General features: G+C 33.0%; 19 protein-coding genes, 1 tRNA gene and 1 pseudogene. 11 read left to right on the top strand and 10 right to left on the bottom strand.

The window, feature by feature from the left end:
- Window positions 1-34: 34 nt before the first annotated feature.
- Both ADIWIN_RS00990 and ADIWIN_RS00985 read right to left on the bottom strand, forming a co-directional pair.
- Window positions 35-883, bottom strand: coding sequence for a universal stress protein (locus ADIWIN_RS00990; RefSeq protein WP_020895805.1), 849 nt, complete (start codon window positions 881-883; stop codon window positions 35-37).
- Between the two features lie 220 nt (window positions 884-1,103).
- Window positions 1,104-1,179: transfer RNA gene (locus ADIWIN_RS00985), tRNA-Phe, on the bottom strand.
- 103 nt (window positions 1,180-1,282) lie between these two features.
- Between ADIWIN_RS00985 and ADIWIN_RS00980 the strand changes: the two genes are divergently transcribed.
- The 7 genes from ADIWIN_RS00980 to ADIWIN_RS00950 all read left to right on the top strand — a co-directional run bounded on the left by ADIWIN_RS00980 (window position 1,283) and on the right by ADIWIN_RS00950 (window position 9,134).
- Window positions 1,283-2,011: a type III pantothenate kinase gene (locus ADIWIN_RS00980; protein ID WP_020895804.1), complete on the top strand. Its 729-nt coding sequence runs from the start codon at window positions 1,283-1,285 to the stop codon at window positions 2,009-2,011.
- A complete protein-coding gene (bamG, locus tag ADIWIN_RS00975) occupies window positions 2,011-3,327 on the top strand; it encodes a BamG family beta-barrel-assembly machinery protein (protein WP_020895803.1) in 1,317 nt (438 codons plus the stop codon). Before ADIWIN_RS00980 ends, bamG begins: the two co-directional genes overlap by 1 nt.
- 288 nt (window positions 3,328-3,615) lie before the next feature.
- Entirely contained in the window at window positions 3,616-4,704 is a 1,089-nt protein-coding gene (locus tag ADIWIN_RS00970; RefSeq protein ID WP_020895802.1) for a hypothetical protein, read from the top strand.
- On the top strand, window positions 4,704-5,270 hold the full coding sequence (lptC, locus tag ADIWIN_RS00965) for an LPS export ABC transporter periplasmic protein LptC (RefSeq protein ID WP_020895801.1): 567 nt from the start codon (window positions 4,704-4,706) through the stop codon (window positions 5,268-5,270). Before ADIWIN_RS00970 ends, lptC begins: the two co-directional genes overlap by 1 nt.
- Window positions 5,271-5,303: 33 nt before the next feature.
- Window positions 5,304-5,495, top strand: coding sequence for a hypothetical protein (locus ADIWIN_RS00960; protein ID WP_020895800.1), 192 nt, complete (start codon window positions 5,304-5,306; stop codon window positions 5,493-5,495).
- A gap of 3 nt (window positions 5,496-5,498) precedes the next feature.
- Window positions 5,499-6,788: a hemolysin family protein gene (locus ADIWIN_RS00955; protein ID WP_020895799.1), complete on the top strand. Its 1,290-nt coding sequence runs from the start codon at window positions 5,499-5,501 to the stop codon at window positions 6,786-6,788.
- A gap of 198 nt (window positions 6,789-6,986) precedes the next feature.
- The gene (locus ADIWIN_RS00950) at window positions 6,987-9,134 is read left to right on the top strand and encodes a SurA N-terminal domain-containing protein (RefSeq protein WP_020895798.1); all 2,148 of its coding nucleotides are present in this window, start codon (window positions 6,987-6,989) and stop codon (window positions 9,132-9,134) included.
- A 62-nt stretch (window positions 9,135-9,196) separates the two neighbouring features.
- Here ADIWIN_RS00950 and ADIWIN_RS00945 read toward each other — a convergent pair whose 3' ends face one another.
- Both ADIWIN_RS00945 and ADIWIN_RS00940 read right to left on the bottom strand, forming a co-directional pair.
- Window positions 9,197-10,126, bottom strand: coding sequence for a GYDIA family GHMP kinase (locus tag ADIWIN_RS00945; protein WP_020895797.1), 930 nt, complete (start codon window positions 10,124-10,126; stop codon window positions 9,197-9,199).
- Between the two features lie 110 nt (window positions 10,127-10,236).
- Entirely contained in the window at window positions 10,237-11,580 is a 1,344-nt protein-coding gene (locus ADIWIN_RS00940) for a hydroxymethylglutaryl-CoA reductase, degradative (RefSeq protein WP_262507753.1), read from the bottom strand.
- A 228-nt stretch (window positions 11,581-11,808) separates the two neighbouring features.
- Here ADIWIN_RS00940 and ADIWIN_RS00935 point away from each other — a divergent pair, with 228 nt between their 5' ends.
- The 4 genes from ADIWIN_RS00935 (at window position 11,809) to ADIWIN_RS00920 (ending at window position 18,369) form a co-directional block, all read left to right on the top strand.
- On the top strand, window positions 11,809-13,995 hold the full coding sequence (locus ADIWIN_RS00935; protein WP_040756140.1) for a S9 family peptidase: 2,187 nt from the start codon (window positions 11,809-11,811) through the stop codon (window positions 13,993-13,995).
- Between the two features lie 64 nt (window positions 13,996-14,059).
- Complete coding sequence (locus ADIWIN_RS00930; RefSeq protein WP_020895794.1) at window positions 14,060-15,889, top strand: peptide MFS transporter; 1,830 nt, start codon at window positions 14,060-14,062, stop codon at window positions 15,887-15,889.
- Between the two features lie 60 nt (window positions 15,890-15,949).
- Window positions 15,950-17,734: a peptide MFS transporter gene (locus tag ADIWIN_RS00925; protein ID WP_020895793.1), complete on the top strand. Its 1,785-nt coding sequence runs from the start codon at window positions 15,950-15,952 to the stop codon at window positions 17,732-17,734.
- A gap of 86 nt (window positions 17,735-17,820) precedes the next feature.
- Window positions 17,821-18,369, top strand: a complete 549-nt coding sequence (locus tag ADIWIN_RS00920; protein WP_200859772.1) for a thioredoxin family protein — start codon at window positions 17,821-17,823, stop codon at window positions 18,367-18,369.
- A 9-nt stretch (window positions 18,370-18,378) separates the two neighbouring features.
- Here the strand turns inward: ADIWIN_RS00920 and ADIWIN_RS22380 are convergent, their stop codons facing one another.
- The 6 genes and pseudogenes from ADIWIN_RS22380 to surE form a co-directional block, all read right to left on the bottom strand.
- A complete protein-coding gene (locus ADIWIN_RS22380; protein WP_498370478.1) occupies window positions 18,379-18,780 on the bottom strand; it encodes a hypothetical protein in 402 nt (133 codons plus the stop codon).
- A gap of 195 nt (window positions 18,781-18,975) precedes the next feature.
- Window positions 18,976-20,408: pseudogene (locus tag ADIWIN_RS00915) on the bottom strand (ComEC/Rec2 family competence protein); the annotation flags it as partial.
- A gap of 33 nt (window positions 20,409-20,441) precedes the next feature.
- Window positions 20,442-20,951: a C40 family peptidase gene (locus tag ADIWIN_RS00910; RefSeq protein WP_020895789.1), complete on the bottom strand. Its 510-nt coding sequence runs from the start codon at window positions 20,949-20,951 to the stop codon at window positions 20,442-20,444.
- Between the two features lie 54 nt (window positions 20,952-21,005).
- A complete protein-coding gene (gene lpxB, locus ADIWIN_RS00905) occupies window positions 21,006-22,124 on the bottom strand; it encodes a lipid-A-disaccharide synthase (protein WP_020895788.1) in 1,119 nt (372 codons plus the stop codon).
- 1 nt (window position 22,125) lies between these two features.
- Window positions 22,126-22,410, bottom strand: a complete 285-nt coding sequence (locus tag ADIWIN_RS00900) for a hypothetical protein (protein WP_020895787.1) — start codon at window positions 22,408-22,410, stop codon at window positions 22,126-22,128.
- Between the two features lie 28 nt (window positions 22,411-22,438).
- Window positions 22,439-23,212, bottom strand: a complete 774-nt coding sequence (gene surE, locus ADIWIN_RS00895; protein WP_020895786.1) for a 5'/3'-nucleotidase SurE — start codon at window positions 23,210-23,212, stop codon at window positions 22,439-22,441.
- Window positions 23,213-23,261: the final 49 nt, after the last annotated feature.

The following is a 23,261-nucleotide window of genomic DNA, read 5'->3' as shown; positions in this document are numbered from 1 at the left end:
ATTACGTTTTTATATTAAGGGTGAATACTAAGTTTTAATTTCTGACCGTGTTTTGAAAAGCCAGAAGAGGAATGTCTAACCCAAGACTTACTTTGTCTATGGTAGATGGAAAAAGCATATCCTCTAGAAATGAATGTTGTGTGTTTATCATGGTTATCATTTCTATAGTGTTGTCTTTGATGTGATTAGTAATGGCATCCGCAATTTTTTTACTGTCTTTAATAATAAAATTTACTTTGTTAGGTGATAAGGTGTCTTTAATAAATTTTTGATTATCCTCTTGTCTCATAGATAATTTTGAGCTTGTGCTGATGTAAATGACGTCGATTTCACTTCGGTATGATTTTGCTAAAACGGATAACAGTTTTAATTCGCGTCGTTTATAGGGAATGAGATAATTTGTTGGAAACAAAATTTTCTGAGGTTGTGTATTATTATAGTTCTCAGGAATAGCTAAAACCGGACACTGTACATACTTTAAAACTTGAAATGTCTGACTTCCAAATACAATATTACGAGCATTAGATTTTCCTTTTGTACCCATAACAATTAAATCGATATTCTGCTCATTAGCTATTGTGTTTGCTTCTTCTACAAGTGTATTGTCAGCAGAAATACTATGGTAAGTATATCTAGGGTTTGGTGCAATTTGTTTTAACTCAGTTAATAGTTTATCTAAATTATTTTGAGAATTTGTTTTTACCTTATTCAATACACTTTCAAAAACATCACGAGAAACCAATTCTCCATGGTCATAAAACTCATTTCTGTAAGCATGCATCACATAGAATTTAACGTTTTGATATTTAAAAAACTCTAAAGCATACATTATGGCATTTCTAGAATTTTTAGAAAAATCGGTAGGTAAGAGTATGGATAACATAGCTTTGTATTTTACATTGAAATGTAAAATTAGAGACTAAATATATTTTAAACTATGATAAATGTCAGTAGATAAGTAGGTATCAGTAATTAAGGTTTACAGCAAAAAGAAGAAAACTTAGTATTTAGGTGCGGTAAATACATGATAGAGGTATTTCAAAAATTTTTTAAAACCAAAAAAGCCTTAAATCATTTATTTCTAAATGTTTAAGGCTTGTTAGTGGTGGTGCCTCCAGGAATCGAACCAGGGACACAAGGATTTTCAGTCCTTTGCTCTACCAACTGAGCTAAGGCACCAATTGCTTTGTTAAGCGGGTGCAAATATAAAAGCATTTTTATTATTAACAAAAGGAATTTGATAAAATTTGATTTTATAAATTTGCAAATAACAAAATTGATTATGAATCTTATTGTAGATGTGGGGAATACGTATGTTAAGTTTGCTGTTTTTTTTAACGCAGATTTAATTTATAAATTGAGTTTTGAGCTTAAAGAGTTTAAAAAGCAGTACAAAATTGTAAAAAAAGACTTTCCAAAGTTGAAAAAAGCAATCATTTCATCCGTTGGTCACTTGTCAAAAGAGCAAGTAGAACTTATAGAAAATGATTTAAATGTGATGGAATTAACATCAGAGTTAAAATTTCCATTTAAAAATGATTATCAAACACCAAAAACATTGGGTGTAGATCGTATCGCTTTAGTTTGTGCTTCGGTAAATCAGCTTCCAAATAGAAATGTTTTAATTATTGATGCAGGTACCTGTATTACATATGATTTTGTTACAAAAGAAAATCATTATAAAGGAGGTGCTATTTCACCAGGATTAAGATTGCGCTATTTATCTTTAAATAATTTAACAGCGAATCTTCCGTTATTAGAGACCATGATACCCAATAATGTTATCGGAAACTCAACAGAGACATCAATTCATTCAGGTGTTGTTTATGGTGCAATTAATGAAATTGATGGAGTAATTAATCAATATCTAGAAAATTACTCAGATTTAACAGTTATTTTAACAGGTGGAGATAGTAAATTTTTGTCAAACCAATTAAAAAATACCATATTTGCGAAATCAAATTTTCTTTTAGAAGGTTTGAATTTCATTCTAGAATATAATTCAAAATAATGATAAAACGTTTTATTGTAATATGTATTACAATTATAAGTTCTGCAGCTTTTGCACAACAAGGGACAGGTTCTCCATACTCATTTTACGGTATTGGAAGTCTAAAGTTTAAAGGAACTGTAGAGAACCGTAGTATGGGAGGCATGAGTGTTTACTTAGATAGTATACATTTTAATTTGAAAAATCCGGCGTCTTACGCAGGCAATCCTTTAAAGGGTACTTATTTCAATGGTGAAAGTAGACCAGTGAAATTTACAGTTGCAGGTACTATGACTGAATCTACATTAAAAAGCGACTCTGGTGAGGCAAATACCAATAGTACTATTTTTGATTATTTGGCTGTAGCAGTGCCTTTAGGTAAATTTGGATTAGGATTTGGTTTATTACCATATACTTCGGTAGGTTATAGACTAGACGATGTTAATGATGAGAGTGTTATAGTCAATCGTTTTAATGGTGAAGGTGGTTTAAACAGAGTTTTTGCTGGTTTAGGGTATCAAATTACAGAAAAATTGAGTGTTGGAATGGATTTTAACTATAACTTCGGAAACATACAGAATGTAGCTCTCGAAATTCAATATACTCCAGAAGGTGATGTTGTACAGTACCAGACAAGTGAGTTTAATAGATCTGATTTAAGTGGTTTAAACGTTAATTTTGGTTTGAATTACAAGACCATGATTACTGATAAGTTAGAGTTGTCTACAACAGCGACGTATGCGCCAGGAAGTAAACTTAACTCAGATAATACTAGAACATTTTCAACGGTTACTGTTGATGCTACTACGCTTGAAACTACAGCGACATCTAATAGAATTGAAGCAGACCTTGGAGGACAAAAAAGCACAAAATTAACTTTACCGGCAACATTATCTTTTGGTGTAGGCGTCGGAGATCCAAAATCATGGTTTGTAGGTACAGAATATACCTACCAAAGCTCAGCTGATTTTTCTAATCCTGTTTTTCCTAATCAAAATTCTACTTTCGAAAATTCTTCAAGGATTGCTGTAGGTGGATTTTTTATTCCGGACTATAATGCGTTCTCAGGGTACTTAAAACGAGTAGTTTATAGGGCTGGATTTAACTTTGCAAATACAGGTTTAGTTGTAAAAGATGAATCCATAAAGGAGTTTGGCATATCTTTTGGTTTAGGTTTACCAGTTGGGAATCGAAATATGTTCTCTAATGCCAATTTAGGCTTAGAGTTTGGAAAACGAGGAACAACGAATCAAAACTTAATTCAAGAGAATTTTATAAATTTAAATGTAAGTTTATCTTTGAACTCTCGATGGTTTGAACAAAAGAAGTATAACTAACAAAATAACTAAAGATGAAGACGAGAATTACAATACTTTTTTTAGCACTATTTATGAGTGTTAATTTAGGGTTTGCTCAACAAGATGAAGAATGTATGAACAACCTATCAATTTTTTGATAGTTATGTAAAGAGCAAAAAATATGATGACGCATACGGTCCTTGGAAAATAGTTAGAGAAAAGTGTCCAAAGTTTAATAGAGCGATTTATGTACATGGAGAAAAAATCCTAAAACATAAAATTGAAAACTCGTCTGGAGCAGAACAAGTAGCACACATTAAAGATTTAATGTTGTTATATGATCAGAGTAGAGAGCATTTTGAGTCTAGATACGATCTTGGTGAAATTTTAGTCGATAAAGCTAACTTAGCTTACAAATACAGAAAAGAGTTAAATCTGTCAGACGAACAAGTCTATAACATGTTTGACGAAGCATTTAAAAAAGATGTGGAGAATTTTGATAGTTCAATAGGGCTTTATACTTATTTTTCATTAGCCGTAGATTTATATGATGTGCAAAAGAAAACTGCGCAGCAAATGTTTGATAAGTATGATGATGTCATGGAGATGATTGAATCTATCGAGGAATCTTACACAGAGAAACTAAACAAATTAGTAGAGAAAGAAGAAGCTGGTACGGCGTTGACTAAAAATGAACCAAAGTACAAAGCTAATTATGAAGCCAATCTAGAGGCCTTTGATAAAGTGAAGTCTAGTATGGATCAAAAAGTTGGTGAAAGAGCAACTTGTGAGGTTTTAGTACCATTATACGAAAAAGATTTTGAAGAAAACAAATCTAATGGTGAGTGGTTACAACGTGCAATGAACAGAATGTATGCTAAAGGGTGTAAAGAAGATCCTTTATTTTTAAAATTAGTTCAGCAAAAAAATAGTATTGAGCCTAGTGCAGATACAGCATTCTATTTATACTTATTAACTGGTGAGCAAAAGTATTTTGATCAGACTGTTAAATTAGAAACAGACCCATTAAAAAAGGCAAAGCTTTACAAAAAATTAGCGCAAGAACTTAAAGCTAAAGGTAGTTACGGAAAAGCAAGACAATATTATATGGAAGCTTTAAAACTTAACCCTTCAGATGGTTCACCGCATTTATCAATTGCTAGCATGTATGCTAGTAGTGCAAACAACTGTGGAGATACTAATTTTAATAAAAGAGCGGTGTTTTGGTTAGCTGCTCTTGAAGCAGAAAAAGCAGGGCGAGTAGATGGACGCTTAAGAAGTGCTGCTGCTCAATCAGCAACTAGCTATAGAGCAAGTGCTCCTTCAAAAACTGATATTTTTAACTGTACATGTGCAGGTGAAGTTATCCAAATCGGTTGTTGGATAGGACGTTCGGTAACGGTTCCTAAAAATTAATGAGAAAACATTTTTTACATATAATAAAAAACCTAGTCACAGCAATTGTTGTGACTTTGTTTTTTTCGTGTGATAATGACTTTAACGAAGTTCAAAAAGTTGGTGTATTACAAAACCAACCTATTGGTGAGGCTGAAAATATAGATTTAAAATATACTGAGGTAAAAGAAGATACCGTTAGGTTACTCGCCAATTTACTAAGTCCGAAAATGTTAGATTATTCTAATCGGAATTTTGCGTTTAATGTGTTTCCAGATGGTGTGGTGCTTTATGTCTACGATGATAAAAAAAATAAGACTACAATAACCTCAGATTATGCCATTGTCTATTCTGAAACGGATATTATTGATTTGCGTGGAGATGTACAGATAGCAACCCACCAAAAAGATACGTTATTTACAGAGCAACTGTATTACAACCAAAAGTTAGAGTGGGCGTTTACTAATGAGCCCTTTGTCTTTAAAAGTTTAACAAATAGCACACACGGTGTCGGCTTTGATTCTGATAAAGAATTTAAAAGGTATCAGATGTTAGAAATGGGAGGCGAAATAGAACTCGATAATTAACTATCTTTGCCACATAATTATATTAATTAACAGATGAAGATACAGAAGATTTTTCATTACGCTTATATTATTTTTGCAGTACTGTTTGTATACGATGCCATTACTAAATGGACCGAAAATAGAGACGGTGCGTATATGTCATTAGTTTTTGCTGCTTTGGCAACGTTTATGTTTTTCTTTAGAAAACGCTTCAGCAAAAAGTTTGAAGATCGTAATAACCAATAATTCATGACTTCCGACATAGTCATTATTATAACTACACTTATACTTTCAGCCTTTTTCTCTGGTATGGAAATCGCTTATGTATCTTCCAATAAAATTCATATTGAGTTAGAGAAGAAACAAGGGGATTTTTTAGGGAGAATCTTGGGTAAGCTTACAGCTAAACCTTCCAAATATATAGCAACCATGCTTATTGGAAATAATATAGCATTGGTTATCTATGGTTTTAAAATGGGTGAGGTTTTGGTAAGTTGGTTTCAGACCAAGTTGCCTTCAGATAGTCCGGCACTAACTTATATGCTTGTCGATTTGCAGTTGTTAACTCAAACGGTGATTTCAACTCTAGTAATTTTAATTACAGCAGAATTTTTACCTAAAGTATTCTTTCAAATTTACGCTAATACTTTATTAAAGGTGCTAGCCTTTCCAACGTATATCTTCTACATCTTGTTTTCGTGGGTTTCAGATTTTATTATTTGGATTTCGGATGCTGTTTTAAAATACATATTTAAAGCCGAAGGTGAAGATGTTGTTTTAGCAATGACTAAAGTAGAGCTTGGTAATTATATTACTGAACAAATGGAGTCGGTGGAAAATCATGATGATGTTGATAGTGAAATTCAGATTTTTCAGAATGCTCTAGAGTTTTCAGAAGTAAAGGCACGTGAGGTAATGGTGCCACGTACAGAGATCACAGCTGTAGATATTTTAGATTCTATTGAAAACTTAAGACAGCTTTTTATAGAAACAGGTAGAACTAAAATTATCGTTTATAGGGATAGTATCGATGATATTTTGGGATACGTTCATTCTTTTGAACTATTTAAAAAGCCTGAAACCATTAAATCTATAATTATCCGTGTTGCTTTTGTGCCCGAAACCATACTTATAAAAGACGTATTGAATATTTTAACTAAGAAACGTCGAAGTATAGCAGTGGTAATAGATGAATATGGTGGTACCTCTGGAATTATGACTGTTGAGGATATCGTTGAAGAATTATTCGGTGAAATTGAAGATGAGCATGATGTGATTGAGATGGTTGAAGAGCAACTTAATGACAATACTTATAAATTTACAGCAAGACTAGAAGTAGACTACATTAACGAAACCTATAAGTTAAATCTTCCTGAAAGCGAAAATTATGAAACCTTAGGAGGATTAATCGTTCATGCCACAGAAGGTATTCCACAAGAGAATGACGATGTGCAAATCGAAAATTTCAAGTTTACAATTACAGAAGTATCCTCTACAAAAATTGATGAAGTTATACTAAAGGTTTTAGATGTGGACTAACCATTTTTGAGCGTTTCAAAAATTAGAATCTTACAGTTATATCTTCATATTATAGTGAAGTTATTTAGGCATATTTTAATGAGATTTTGAATAAAGCTTCTTACGCTTATAAAAACTACGCTTCTCCTTTTATTATTTAGTAGAATATACTATTTTCGCAGACTTATTTACACCAAATTAAAGACATTACAAAAGACTATGGCAGTTTTAAATAAAATTAGACAACGCTCACTGGTATTAATATTAGTAATTGCATTAGCGTTATTTTCATTCGTAATTGGAGATTTATTCAAAAATTCTGATGCCTTAACAGGAGGATCACAAGATGTGGTTGCTACTATTAACGGAACAGATATCAACCGAAATGAGTTTCAGCAAAAAGTAAAAAGCTATCAAGATAGATCAGGTGGAAGACAAACGTCTACACAATCTATGAATGCTATTTACAACCAAGAAGTGCGTAGAATTGTATTACAATCAGAATTTGAAGAATTAGGATTGTCTGTCGAAAAAGACGAAATGAGAGATTTATTGAAAACTAGTTTTTCTTCATATCCAGAATTTCAAGATGTAAATGGAAACTTTGATGTGAATCGTTTAAATGCATTTATTGCAAACTTGAGAGATTTAAATGGTGACACTGCTCCTTTAGGAAACTTTTTAGTAAACTATGAAAGTTGGACAAGCAATGAACAAACTATTGCTGCAAACGCAATTCAGCAAACCTATTATAATATGGTTAAAGCTGGTATCGGTACAACAGTTTCTGAAGCAGAAGAAGACTATTTTGGTGATTCTAAAACAGTAGATATTAGTTATGTCCAAGTGCCTTATACAACTATTGCAGATAGTTCGGTTGCTGTTTCTAAAAGTGAAATAACTGCTTATATGAAGAAGCATGAGGATACATACAAAACGGATGCGACTACAGAAGTTGTTTATGTAGAATTTAAAGAGGGAGCTTCTAAAGCGGATGAAGATAAAATAAAAGCAGATTTATTAGCTTTGAAATCGGATAGAACTGAATATAACGAGAATAGTAAGAATACTGAAAAGATTCAAGGTTTTGATTCTGCTACTGATGTTGAAGAATTTGTAAATTCAAATTCAGCTATTAAGTACAACGATGCTTTTTTAAGAGCAGCACAATTACCAGCTGTAGCTAAAGACACGTTGATGAAATTAGGTGTTGGTAGTTACTACGGACCTTATAAAGATGGTGAGTTTTATAAATTGTCTAAAATTGTTGCAACTCAACAATTACCAGACTCGGTAAAAGTGCGTCATATATTAGTTCCTTTTGTAGGTGGACAAAGAGCAGATGCGTCTGTAACTAAAACACCAGAAGAAGCTAAGAAAACTGCGGACAGTATTTTTGCGAAAATTAAATCAGGTACTAAATTTATGGATTTATTAGAGTTATCTTCTGATAAAGTAAGTAATGAGCAAGATGGTGAAATTGAATTTGACTATTTAGCAGGAATGGCACCAGAATTTAAAGCATTTGCTTTTGATAAAAAAGAAGGTGATATTGATGTTGTACAGACATCTTTCGGATACCATATTATTGAAGTATTAGAGCAGAAGAGTTTTAATAGTGCAGTGAAAGTTGCAACAATAGCAAGTAAAATTGAGCCTTCAGATCAAACACTTCAAGATGTGTTTAACGTAATGTCTAAGTTTGAAATTGCTGCTAAAGATGGTGATTTTAATGCATTAGCTCAAGAGCGTGATTTAACTGTAAAACCTATTACATTTGCAGCGTTAGATGAAAATATTCCAGGTCTTGGAAGTCAAAGAGAAGTCGTTCGTTGGGCTTTTGATGGTGATACAGAAGCAGGTGATTTTAAGAATTTTGCAATATCTAACTTTGGTTTTATCGTTGCTAAAGTTGTAGAGAAGAGAGAAAAAGGATTAATGAGTACAGAAGATGCTTCTATTACTGCATTACCAGAAATAAGAAAAGAGAAGAAGGCGAAAATGATTCGTGAAAAGATTACAGCAACGACATTAGCTGATGTCGCTAAAAATCAAGGTCAGAGTGTTAGAACAGCGGCAGCAGTTACTATTAAGAACACAACCTTATCAGGTGCTGGTGTTGAGCCTAAAGTTGTAGGTGCAGCGTTCGGTTTAGCTGAAGGAGCAACATCTAAACCAATTGATGGTGAAAAAGGTGTTTATGTTGTACAAGTAACTAAAGTTAACGACGCTACTAAGTTAGAGAACTACGGAGCTATTGTAAACAGATTAAATGCTGAACGCAGAAATACAGTACAAACTAAAGTGTTTACAGCGTTAGAAAAAGCTGCAGATATAGACGATAATAGAGCTAAAACGGTTTACTAACCTAATAGCAATTAGAATAATTTGAAATGGCTTTGCAGAAATGTGAAGCCATTTTTTTTGTATTATAGCACCATGTCTTTATAGCTCAAGATAGTATCAAAACCTTTGGCATTAAAATAGGCGGTTGGATCTTCCTTAGAGGTTACCAATACAAAATCGCCTCCCCAAGCTCCTAAACTTTTTATGGCTCCTGAAAAATCAGAAAATAGTCGGGTTTTAATCGGACTTTGTTCTATGAGGTTAGAAATGATAGTTTCATGAGTGTCAATTAAGTTTTCAAAAATAGATAGCGATTTGCAACTGATCATTGCTTCACTAATAGTATTTATGTTTTCGATAGTATTAGAATCAATTTTACCAAGGGTCTTGTAGGCCGAAATCCCATCTCTACTATTCTGCTTCTGATTAAGATATACAAAATAGAGTTGATGTTTAAATTCAGGTTGAAAATCGACTGATGTAACCAGCGGTTTTTGTTCTGATTGTAATTGAAATGTGATTGAAGTGTTATTTTGAGCACAAGCAATATCATAACCACTGCCTCCAAATGTTTTTTGAAGTAATTGATGAGCGTCAACATTAGCCCAGTTTGCTATATTATTTATTAAAGTAGAAGATGTGCCCAAACCCCAAAGTCGATTAAAGTCTTGGTGTGTCGTAATATCATAACCTTGATTTGAAGCTAAAAATTCAGGATTTAAGCTTTGAGTCGCTTTTAAAATTTGTAACAACCGTTCTTTAACGTCATTGTTCGGTTGGCTTTTTTCGTCAGTCGTCGTAATCTCATTAAATGATATACGACACTCAAACCAAACCTCATTGAGTTCATTATAACTCATCCAATTAATTACTTTAGAATCATTAGGCTTAACAACTAAACTCTGTCCATATTTAGTTGGTATAGCCAAAGCTTTTGCGCCATCTAAAACAGCATATTCTGCGGTGAGTAATAGCTTTCCGTTACTTCTGTATGTTGTCGGTTGTGGATTCAAAGTTTAGCGTTCAAAAAATTAAGTAATTAAGTTATTAAGGCTTTGCAGCTCTGCAACTTTGCGTATTTGCGAGATGTTCCATCCGAGTAAGCATTAAAATTTAGTTATTGCTATTTAAAATTCCCTGACTCACGTATTTTAGTAATAGCCTCAACAACCGAACTATGCGTAACGATATTCGTTTTAAAATGTTCAATTAAAGTTACTTTCTCGGTATCTGCAGCTTCAAACTGATTCAAAATATTCATTAAGTGCATTTTCATATGCCCTTCTTGAATTCCTGTTGTCGTTAAAGATTTTACGGCACCAAAATTCTGAGCTAATCCTGCTACTGAAACAATTTTCATTAAGTCTTTTGCAGTTGGTTTCTGAAGCATTTCCATAGAAAACTTCACCAAAGGATGTAAGCTAGTCAATCCGCCAACGGTTCCTAGTGCCAACGGAATTACAATCCAGAATTTAAAAATACCATCCGTAATTGAACAGTGTGTTAGGCTAGAATATGTACCATCTTTTGCTGCATACGCATGTACGCCCGCTTCAACAGCTCTAAAATCATTTCCGGTAGCTAAGACAACGGCATCAATACCATTCATAATGCCCTTATTATGTGTCACAGCTCTATAAGGTTCAACTTCGGCTATGCTAACCGCTTGCTTAAATTTTTCTGCAAACTCTTCGGGATTAGGAATGTCTTTACTTTTTAAATCTTCAATCTTACAAGAAACTTCAGCACGCACTAAACATTGTGGAACATAATTAGAAAGAATACTCATTACAATAGAAATGTTACTTTCGTCACCAGTAAAGTCTTTAAACAGTAGGGCTTCATTTTTAAAAGTCGTCGCAAATTGTTCTAAACACGTATTGATGAAATTGGCTCCCATCGCATCTAAGGTTTCAAAAGTGGCATGAAGCTGATAATAATTTGGTAAATCTTCAGATTTATTGCGTAACTGAATATCTAAAATCCCACCCCCTCTGCGTTCCATATTTTTAGTTATGGAAGCTGTGTCACTGATTAATTTTGGCTTAACATTTTTGAAAAAAGCTTCGAGTTTATCAAAACCACCTTTATATATAAAATGAACTTGTCCAATTTTTTCTGTAGATAATACTTCGGCTTTAAAGCCACCACGATCCAACCAAAATTTAGCAGCTTTACTTGCCGCAGCAACAACTGAGCTTTCCTCAATTGCCATTGGAATCGTATAAATAGTCTTGTTAATTAAAAAATTAGGAGCAACACCTAGTGGTAAATAGTAATTAGTAATGGTGTTTTCAATAAACTCATCGTGTAACTTCTGAAGTTTATCATCTGTATTCCAATACTGTTTAACAAGTGCTCTTGCGCTATCTTTATCTGTAAAATACGTGTTTAAAAGCCATTCAATCTTTTCGGATTTAGAAAGCTTAGAAAAGCCAGAAATGGTATGAGGCATGTTGGTTCTTATTTTTGTAAAACAAAGATACTAGGATTGGTGTAAAATGTCTGCATAATCAATTCTAAATGCCGATTTACTGTTAATAATAGCGATTTTTTGCGTAATTTTTAGTAAACTTGGCATTGCTTTATTAAAACAGGAAATTTAAGAAAAGAGCATGCTAAAAAATAGTATTGATTGAGGAAATGATCAATAGCCAGCAGGTTCTACGCTTTTATAAATACTAAATATAAACATATGAATTTGAGACATCTTGCAGCTGTTTTTTGCTTTTTAATGACCTCATTAGTTTTTTGTCAGGAAAAACAAATCACGCTTCAAGACATTTGGAGTGGAACTTTTAGAACTGAAGGAATGCAAGCTTTACATTCAATGGAGAATGGAAATCAGTATTCAGTGTTGAATTTTGATAGACAAAGCCGAACATCTACCATAGATATTTACGATTATAAAACGTTAGAAAAAGTAAAAACCTTAGTGTCTTCTACTGATATTTCTGAGATTCAAGGTTTTTTTGATTATTCATTTAATGCTGACGAATCTAAAATAATTCTAACTACAAAATCACAACCCGTTTTTAGACGTTCTACTTTGGGTGAATATTATATATATGATATAGCTTCGAAAGACGTAACTAAAGTATCGGATGATTTGGTACAAGAACCAACATTGTCACCAGACGGCACTAAAGTGGCTTACGGATTTGAAAATAATTTATTCGTAAAGGATTTAAAATCAGGAAACGTAGAACAGTTAACTACAGACGGCGAAAAGAATAAGATTATAAACGGTATTACGGATTGGGTTTACGAAGAGGAGTTTAGCTTTGTAAGAGCTTTCGACTGGAATGCAGATAGTAACCAAATTGCATTTATAAGATTTGATGAGTCTGAGGTTCCTGAATTTTCTATGGACGTTTATGGTTCAGATTTATACCAGACACAACATGTGTTTAAATATCCAAAAGCAGGTGAAGCGAACTCTATAGTATCTTTACATTTATATGATTTAGATTCCAAAAAACTTACTGAGTTAAGTGTTACGAAGGACTATGTAGATTTCTATATTCCAAGATTAGAATGGACTAACGATACTAATGTGTTGAGTGTTCAGTTTATGAATCGTCATCAAAATGAATTAGATCTTTGGATGATTGATACCAAAGCCAAAACTTCAAAAATTGTATTGGCAGAAAAAGATAAAGCCTATATTGATGTCACTTTCAACTTAACGTTTTTAAAAGATAATAGTTTTATCTGGACGAGCGAGTTAGATGGTTTTAATCATGTTTATCATTATTCAAAAGAGGGCAAGCTCATTAACCAAGTTACTAAAGGCAATTGGGAAGTTACCGACTACTATGGTTTTAATGAAAAAGCCAATACAATTTATTACCAATCCACAGAAAATGGTTCTATAAATAGAGATGTATACTCCATACAATTAAGTGGGAAAAATAAAAAACGTTTGACGGAAAAAGTCGGAACAAACAGTGCTTCTTTTAGTGCTGACTTCACCTATTTTATTAATACGTTCTCAAGTGCAGCAACACCTCAAGAATACACGTTATACAGTTCTAAATCGGGTAAAGTTGTTAAACAAATTAAAGATAATGATCAATTAGCAAAGAAACTCGAGGGCTATGTGATGTCTGAAAAGGAATTTAGTACTATTTCTGTAAATGGAAATGATTTAAATATGTGGACGATTAAGCCTAAAGATTTTGATCCTAATAAAACGTATCCATTATTTATGTATCAATATTCAGGTCCAGGCTCGCAGCAAGTGGCTAACCGTTGGAATAGTACAAATGATTATTGGTATCAAATGCTAGCACAACAAGGTTATATTGTAGTTTGTATTGATGGAAGAGGAACGGGTTTTAAAGGAGCCGATTTTAAAAAACTAACACAAAACGAATTAGGTAAATACGAAGTTGAAGACCAAATAGAAGCCGCAAAACAATTAGGTAAACGAGATTATATTGACGCTGAAAGAATTGGGATTTGGGGCTGGAGCTATGGTGGCTTTATGAGTAGTAATGCGCTTTTTAAAGGAAATGATGTTTTTAAAATGGCTATTGCAGTTGCACCTGTAACGAGCTGGAGGTTTTATGATTCTATTTATACCGAACGTTATATGACCACACCTCAAGAAAATCCAACGGGTTATGATGAAAACTCACCAATAAATCATGTAGATAAACTTAAAGGGGATTTTCTTTTAATTCACGGTACTGGAGATGATAATGTACATGTGCAAAACACCATGCGAATGGTTGAAGCATTAATTCAGGCAGACAAACAATTTGAATGGATGATTTATCCAGATAAAAATCACGGCATTTACGGTGGAAACACAAGATTGCATTTATATAAAAAGATGACAGATTTTATCCATCGAACATTGGGTGATAAATTGTAATCGTTATAAGATTAAATGCTGAGATAAATGACGACAAAACTAACTAACACTAACTAATAATATTATGTCAACAACAATTAAACAAGCACATCAAAAAGAATTTTTTGGGCATCCAGTAGGTCTATTTATTTTGTTTTTTACAGAAATGTGGGAACGTTTTTCTTATTATGGAATGCGAGGTATTTTAGTGCTTTATATGGCAACTTCTGCAACTGCAATAGATCCAGGTTTAGGTTGGTCTAATAAAGATGCGATTTGGTTATACGGTTGGTACACTATGTTAGTTTATGTAGCTTCTATTCCTGGAGGTTGGATAGCCGATAAGTTTTTAGGTCAAAAGAAAACTGTAATGCTCGGTGGATTACTGTTATGTTTTGGTCATGGTATTTTAGCAATACCTCAGAGTTGGGCCTTTTTTACAGGTTTAGGTTTAATTATTTTAGGTGTTGGTGGTCTTAAGCCAAACATTTCTACAATGGTTGGTGGTTTATATAAAGAAGGAGATATTAGACGCGATAGTGGATTTACAATCTTTTATATTGGTATTAATGTTGGTGCATTCTTAGCAAGTATTACTGTTGGTTTAGTAGCTTATTATTACGGATGGCATTATGGTTTTGGTTTAGCTGGTATCGGTATGTTACTTGGACAAGTTGTATTTATCTGGGGGCAAAAATTCTTAAAAGGAGTTGGTGAATTTACTGGTGGTAGTCAGGCTACAGAAGCAGAACGCTTAGCTTCAAAACGTCCGTTGAGTAAAATTGAAAAAGATAGAGTTGTTGTTTTATTAATTTCATTCTTAATTGTTGTTGTGTTTTGGGGAGCTTTTGAGCAAGCTGGAGGACTAATGAACTTATATACGGATGCTAAGGTTGATAGAACAACTGGATGGAGTTGGATGGAGGAAATTCCTGCAGCTGTTTTCCAATCTTTAAATGCAGGTTATATTATTATATTCGGAACGATCATAGGTGGTTTCTGGATTTGGTGGAAGAAAAGCGGAAGAGAATCTTCTTCATTATTCAAAATGGCTATTGGTACTATCATTATGGGTCTGGGATATGTCTTTATGATGTTTGCTTCTCAAGAAGCTAGTGCAGAAACGTTTGGAAAAGCAGCTATGATGTGGATTTTCTTAGCGTACTTATTCCATACAATTGGAGAATTATGTACATCTCCTGTATCATTATCGTTTATAACTAAGTTAGCGCCATTAAAATATGCTTCTATTATGATGGGTGTTTATTTTGCAGCCACAGGTTTTGGAAACAAGTTAGCTGGTACTATTGGTGAGTCATCTCAGTTAGAGTCTTTTACAGGTGAAATGATTGTTAGCAAACAAGAGATGTTGCCATTCATTTCAAAAGAGACATTTAAAATTAAAAATGAAAACAAGAAAGTTGTTGAAATAACAGAGTATCCAATTAATGAAGATAAAAACTTCATTATAAGGACTACGGTATATCCTGAAAATGGAGAAGTGGTATTCAAGGATTTTGAAACAGGTAAAGACTTAAATTCTTTATTCAAAATGTCTCAAGGAGAAGATTCAAATACGAAACAGTTATTGGAAGATTTAACTGAGAATAATGTTTCTGCTTCAAATCCATATCATGCAAAATTAGTATTTGAAAAAGATAAAGACAAAGCTCAAATTACAGAAAACAAAGGAGACGGAAAAAATTATGGAGTATCTTTTGTGTTAGAGGAAGAGCAAAGTGAGCAAGAGTATGCAACCTTTATGTGGTTAACTATATTTACTGTTGCCTTTGGATTATTATTGCTTTTATTCTTGAAGAAATTGAAGAAATTAACCCATGGAGCAGAAGATAATGAACATGAAATTTTAGAAGCAGAAGAGTTCGAGTTAGCAAATCCAGAACTTAACAAATAATCTAAACTCCTAAAAAAAAGAATTCTCCCTTAAGAATTCACTCTAACTAAATTATTTTTTATGAATACTGATATCGAAAATTTATTTAAAGATAAGGTCATTGGTCATCCAGCTGGACTATTCGTGATATTTTTCACCGAAATGTGGGAGCGTTTTTCCTTCTATGGAATGAAAATATTATTGGTGCTGTTTTTAACTGCACCCTTTTTAAGTGATAATCCTGGTTGGGAATGGTCTCGTGAGAATTCGTTAGCCCTAATTGGAACCTATTCTTCATTACTGTATTTAACACCAATTGTTGGTGGTTGGTTGGCTGATAAGATAACTGGTTATAAATGGGCAGTTATTATTGGTTGTTTTATAATGATGCTTGGTCATGCTTTTATGGTTTTTGAGACAACGTGGTCTTTGTATTTAGGTTTGGCTCTATTGGTTATAGGTACGGGTTTCTTTAAACCAAATATGACCTCAATGATTTCTGAAATGTATAAAGGTAAAGAGTCTAAAAAAGATGGAGCATACACTATTTATTACATGGGAGTTAATGGTGGTGCCTTTTTTGGGATGATGCTGTGTGGTTATTTGGCTGAGAATTTAGGTTGGAGTTATGGTTTTGGTTTAGCTGGAATTTTTATGCTTGGTGGCTTGATTCAATTTTGGTTAGCAAAAGATCTTTTTGGAATGATTGGTGAAAAACCTTCAAAAATTCATGAAGTAGAATTGCCTCAAAATATTAATGAAGAAAGTCCTAAAGAGCATGATGTAACAGATGTTCAAGAGAAATTGAATCCTTTTACTTCAATAGACAAAATCTTAATTATTTTGTCTTCAATTGGTGGTGTATTGTATTTGTTTAATGATCCTTTGTCTAAAATTGGAAACATTAATTTATTAGACTTTGAATTATTAGGGTTAGATGGTTCTAATTTTATTGTTTTATTGGCATTAGCACTATTCTTGTTTTTAATAACTTCAAGAATATTAAGATACAATGCAATAGTAAGAGATAAGATTATTGCCGTGTCTATATTCGGTGTTTTTACTGTGTTTTTCTTTGCGGCTTTTGAGCAGTCATTAGGCTCTATGACATTATTTGCAAGAGATTATACAGATAGAGTTTTAACAGGTTCTTCTGCAACGATATTTAAAGTTATAGATACTATTCTTACCATTGTTCCACTAGCTATTATAACTTGGGTATTGTATTTATTGTTTAAGAAAACATATTCAAAAATTGCAGCTTCGAATATTGTGTTAGGATTAACTTTTGTCTTCCTTTGGATTGTAGTTGGTTATAAAATTTATAACGAATTTAGTAAAGATGCAACTGAAGTTGGAGCATCTTGGTTTGGTATTTTAAATTCTTTCTTTATTATTACTTTGGCTCCAGTATTTTCTAAATGGTGGGAAAGTAAATACAATCCAAGTGTAGCGATGAAATACGGTATGGGTTTAATGTTATTAGGCTTAGGATTTGGAGTCTTAGTATTTGGAACTATGGGAATTGAACCCGGTGCTAAAACCGCTTCAGTAAGTATGATATTCTTAATTCTCGCTTACTTATTACATACTATGGGCGAATTATGTATTTCTCCAGTAGGGCTCTCGTATCTAAGTAAATTGGTTCCTGGAAGAATGATTGGATTTATGTTTGGTATTTGGTATCTGGCCATTGCTATTGGTAATAAAGCAGCTGGTTCTATGGGTGGAATGATTGATAAAATTACGGCAGAATATTCATTAAGTACATTCTTCTTAATCTTTACGTTAGTTCCTGCAGGAATTGGTGTGATCTCAATGTTACTTAACCCATTACTTAAAAAATTAATGCACGGTGTACGTTAACACAAACCGTTAAAAATATCTAAAATGCTCCTGTTTAGGAGCATTTTTTGTAAGTTCGGCTCATTATTTGCAACAAATCGAATATGATGAAAAAAATAACCTTAGGATTAATAGCTATTTTTGCATTTTCATTAACTGCAGTAGCGCAAGAGATTAATTGGGTAACTTTAGAACAGGCTTTAGAGCTTCAGAAAAAGGAGCCTAAAAAAATATTTATGGATGTTTACACCAATTGGTGTGGACCGTGTAAAATGTTAGATAAGAATACATTTCAGAACCCAGATGTAGCCACTTATGTCAATGAACATTATTATGCTGTGAAATTTAATGCAGAAGGTAATGAAGAAGTGACTTACAAGGATCAAACGTTTAAAAATCCAAATTACGACGCTGCAAAAGCAAATAGACGCAACAGTTCACACGAGTTTTCGCGATACTTAAAAGTACAAGCCTATCCAACGATGGTCTTTTTTGATGAAGAAGGTGGGTTTATTTCGCCAATAACAGGATATCTAAAACCACAGCAATTGGAGTTGTACTTAAAACTTTTTCAAAGTGATAAACATAAAGAAATGACTTCGCAAGAACAGTTTAATGAATATTTTAAGTCGTTTACTCCAACGTTTAAAGAATAGTAAATCGAATTATTTAATTATAAAAGCTCCCTTTTCATTCGTTTGATGGAAAGGGATTTTTTTATGCTCACAAGTCGCCTTCCAACGTTTTAAATAGGACTTGTAATTACTAGCGTCTGCAATGATTAATTGTGGCTTTAAACTATCAATAACTCTATTGAGATTCAGTTTTGGGGAGTTCCGTAATAAGATATAACTGGGTCTAAATGATAGTCCTTCATAAATAGATAAACTGTCTATGGCTAAAATAATCTTGTCCTTGTATTGGTAAACAGATTGTAAACTATCCGACATTATAATATCTAGAGATTCTCCTACTTTATAATTCTTTATGGCATAATCTGATTTTAGTTTTCCAGAATCGAGATTATGGTATACGGTTAGTTTATTGTTTTCTTTTAGTCCAATCATTGAATAGCGACTCTTATTAAATATCACTAAAGCATTATGTTGCGTTTGATACGTATTATAAAAGTACACACCTTGAAGTCCTATTATAGCGATTAAGCTAATTGCTGTCCATTTAAAATTCCGGAATTTGCAAACCTGAATCAAAGCCACAACAATCATATAACAAACAATAACCTGAAGTAGTGTAAACGGAATATCTCTAAATAGAAAATTTTCAAACTGAGCTACCCAAGCGATAAAACCATTTAAGCTATCAATTATATAGCTATAAGCCGTTACTATGGAGCTATGAAGCATATTCATAAGCGCTAAAGCAATAACGAATAAACCAAAACCTAGGATTAAACCTAAAAATGGAATTACGACAAGATTCGAAATAAAAACAAACCTGGAAACTGATGAAAATAAAATAAACTTATTGGAACAACTCCAACTTGTGCAGCTAAAGTCACTGTAAAAATTTGCCAAGGCTTGTCAATAATCCAATATTTTGGTTTCCATAATCTATAAATGATTGGTTGTACACTCACAATACCTAACACGGCTAGATAACTCATCTGAAATCCAACAGCAAACAAAAATGTAGGTTTAAACAGTAATATAATAAATGCCGAAATCACCAAAGTATTATAAATATTAGTGCGTCGTTTAAGATGCATAGCAATACTTATAACGCTAAACATAGTTACTGCTCGTGTTACAGAAGGCGACAAACCTGCAATAACAGCAAAGCTCCATAATATGCAGACTAAAATAAAAGGTCTAATAAAATGCCCGTATTTAATATAGAGTAGAGGTCTAAATAAAAAATTTAGAATCCATAAGATAATACCAACGTGGAGCCCAGAAACTGCGAGAATGTGGATTGTACCAGAGTCAACATAATTATTATAAATGGTTTTGTCTATACTTTGTCGTTGTCCAAGCAAAAGCGCGTTCATAATACTAAGTGCATCTTTTTTGAATCCTGCAGCTATAAGTTTGGTGTTAATTGTTGTTCGTAAGGCATCTGCATATCCATAAATTGTAGATTTAGAGTCTGAAAGTTTTAAGATGTTACCTGTATTTAGATACATCTGATGATACACTTGATCTAATTCTAAATACTTGCTATAGTCAAACTGATACGGATTTAATGGTTGTTGAATTGTTTTTAATTCCGCTTTGGTATAAAACACATCATCAACATTAAATTGAATAGGAATACTATCGCGCCTAGTGTTTATCAATACTTGTCCGATTGCTTCTTCGTCATTAAAAGCGATTATAGAAGCAATATATTTATCATTATAAGAATCCGGTTTTAGTCGTTCTTCAATTTTAAAAACGATAGCATTATAATTGTCAGATGAATTTTGATTTGTATAATGTTCAGGTCTCAGTGTTTCATCTTGAAGATTGTAAGAAGTCATTCCAACTCCAACCATGCATAAGTAAACAAGGCTTCCAAAAAATATTGAGCGATTAATTTTAGATTTTATTAAAAGCCAGTAAACTCCAAGGCAAATGACTAAACTTATAGTCGTATATAATACCACATAGAAATCTAGCCTAATAAAATGCGCTAGAAGGATTCCAATAACCAAGCAAATGGTCAGTTTTATAATGGTGAAATTTAGTAACTTCATGGTTGTGAGTTACTAAGATAATTAAAAATGTAATTATAACACGCGTCTTGCCTGCACAAAAGAAAAGTACCAGTACTTTTCAGCGATAGAAGAAATCATAACACCTCTACTGGTTGAGGCATGGATAAACTCAACATTACCAGTTCTTACATTGGTTACAATGCCAACATGATTCACTTTTCGACTGTTTTTGTTAGTCGCGAAAAACACTAAATCACCAACGTTAACTTCTTTTAAATCAACCCACTCTCCAGTACCTTTTAGTCCAGATGTTGTTCTAGGTAAGCTAACATCATGTTTTTTGTAACTCGTATAAATTAAGCCAGAACAATCCATACCGCTTTTAGTAGTACCCCCATACTTGTAACGTGTGCCATCAAAAGTTTTAGCATATTTTACAATACTTTCGGCTTCAGCAGTGGGTTTTGCAGACGTATTAACCTTTACAGAATGTGTTTGGTTTTTTTTACTAGAATAGGTTTTTTTCGATTTGCAACTGCTAACAATAAAGAGTAGTAAAATAAGGGGTAATAGTTGTTTCATTTTTTATTAAGATTTGGTAAGCTGTTTGTATATGTAATTTAGGTTAAGTCGTTGTTATTTTGAATTTCTAATAGCGTTGTAAATTAATTTTGCCGTATTCTCACTAGCTCCACGTCCGCCTAATAGTTTCTCTAATTCGTAATAATCTAAAAAGAGTTGTTCTCGTTTTTTGGTGTCTAAAATGGCAGTTAATTCTTTTTTAAGGCGTTTTTTATTTAAATCACCTTGAATAAGTTCAGTAACCACTTCCCGATCCATAATTAAATTTACTAATGAAATATATTTCAAGGTTATAATACGTTTTGCAATTTGATAAGAAATGGCATTCGCTTTGTAACAAACCACTTGTGGTACTTTAAACAGAGCTGTTTCTAATGTTGCAGTGCCAGAAGTAACTAAAGCAGCAGTAGAAATACTTAGTAAATCATATGTTTTGTTAGAAATAAATTGAATGTTCTTCTTTTTTATAAAGCCTTCGTAAAATTCATAATCTTGACTAGGAGCTCCTGCGATAACAAACTGATAGTCTTTAAAATCATCAACTAAACTCAGCATTACGCCAAGCATTTTAGTTATTTCTTGTTTCCGGCTTCCAGGTAGTAATGCAATGATAGGTTGGTCACTAAGGTGGTGCTCTTTTCTAAAAACGCTATCTTCAATCTGTGGCCTATCTGCAATCGCATCGATTAATGGATGACCTACAAAATTAACTTCGTAGTTGTATGTTTTGTAAAATTCTTTTTCAAAAGGAAGAATGCAATACATCGCATCAACGTCATGTTTTATTTTTTCGACTCTACTTGCTCTAGAGGCCCAAACTTGAGGAGATATATAGTAATGCGTTTTATAATTGAGTGCTTTTGCCCATTTGGCAATTCTAAGATTGAAGCCAGAATTATCAATAAAAATAAGCACATCTGGCTGAAATTTTTCAATATCAGATTTACAGAATTTTATGTGTCCTAAGACTTTTCTAAGATTTAGAATCACTTCAGCAAAACCCATAAATTGGCGCTCCTTATAATGCATCACTAATTCTCCTCCAACATTCTGCATAAGGTCACCACCCCAAAATCTAATATCAGCTTGTTCATCTTGTTTAAACAAGGCTTTCATAAGATTTGAGCCGTGTAAATCACCCGAGGCTTCACCAGCAATGATATAATACTTCATTTTAATTCATAAATTTAATGATCATTGTAGTGATGAGTATTAAAACTGTAGATATTAAAACACCTTTTGCTCTATGGTCTTTATTTTTCTTTAGGAAGAGGAAGAAAGCTCCCAAGTTTAAAAGCGCGCCAATACTCATAAGTTTTGTGAAAAAGCCTTCTGAGATGGCTTGTTCAATAACAATTCCCCAATCATCGGATTGTCCAAAAAACTGAATTGCAAAAACAAACCCGAAAACTGCAGCTATCACACCGACTAAAAAACCTATTAATATTTCTTTTTTCATATACTATTGCTTCTGCTATGGTTAGGTTTTAACTATTTAATTTCCAAGTATTCAAATTCTGTATGGCATGGTGTGCTGTTAAATCAAAATGAACAGGCACTACGGAAACATAACCGTGTTCTAAAGCCCATTCGTCAGTATCTTCGCCCTTATCCATATTTACAAATTTACCGCTGAGCCAATAATAGTCGCGACCCATAGGATTTGTGCGTTTATCAAATTCCTCTTTCCAATTGGCACGAGCTTGTCGGCAAATTTTAATGCCTTTTATAGCGTCTTTTTCTAGGTTTGGTAAATTTACATTTAGCACCACACCGTCAGGTAATCCGTTTTCTAGTACTTGTCTGGTGATTGTTTCTACAAAAGATGTGCAATGTTCAAAATTAGCATTCCAATTATAGTCTAGTAAAGAAAACCCAATAGCAGGAATACTTTCAATACCAGCTTCTAGAGCCGCGCTCATAGTACCAGAATAAATGACATTAATAGATGAGTTAGAACCATGATTAATACCTGAAACACAAATATCTGGTCGTCTTTCTAAAATTTCATTGACAGCTAATTTTACACAATCGGCAGGAGTTCCAGAGCAACTATACTCGGGTTGTTTACCATCTACTGTAATTTTCTCCATATGTAATGTAGAATTTAGAGTAATAGCATGTCCCATGGCGCTTTGTGGACTGTCAGGCGCAACGACAACGACATCTCCAATTTTGTTCATTACCGAAATCAACATTCTAATTCCCGGTGCCGTTATTCCATCATCATTAGTAACTAAAATTAAAGGGCGTGCAGACATTTTGTTCAAAAAATTTAATGAATTGTAAAAATACTAAAAAAGGTATCGA

It is taken from the genome of Winogradskyella psychrotolerans RS-3 (assembly GCF_000427335.1).
Classification (GTDB): Bacteria; Bacteroidota; Bacteroidia; order Flavobacteriales; family Flavobacteriaceae; genus Winogradskyella; species Winogradskyella psychrotolerans.
This window is presented reverse-complemented; position numbering and strand designations above follow the sequence as displayed.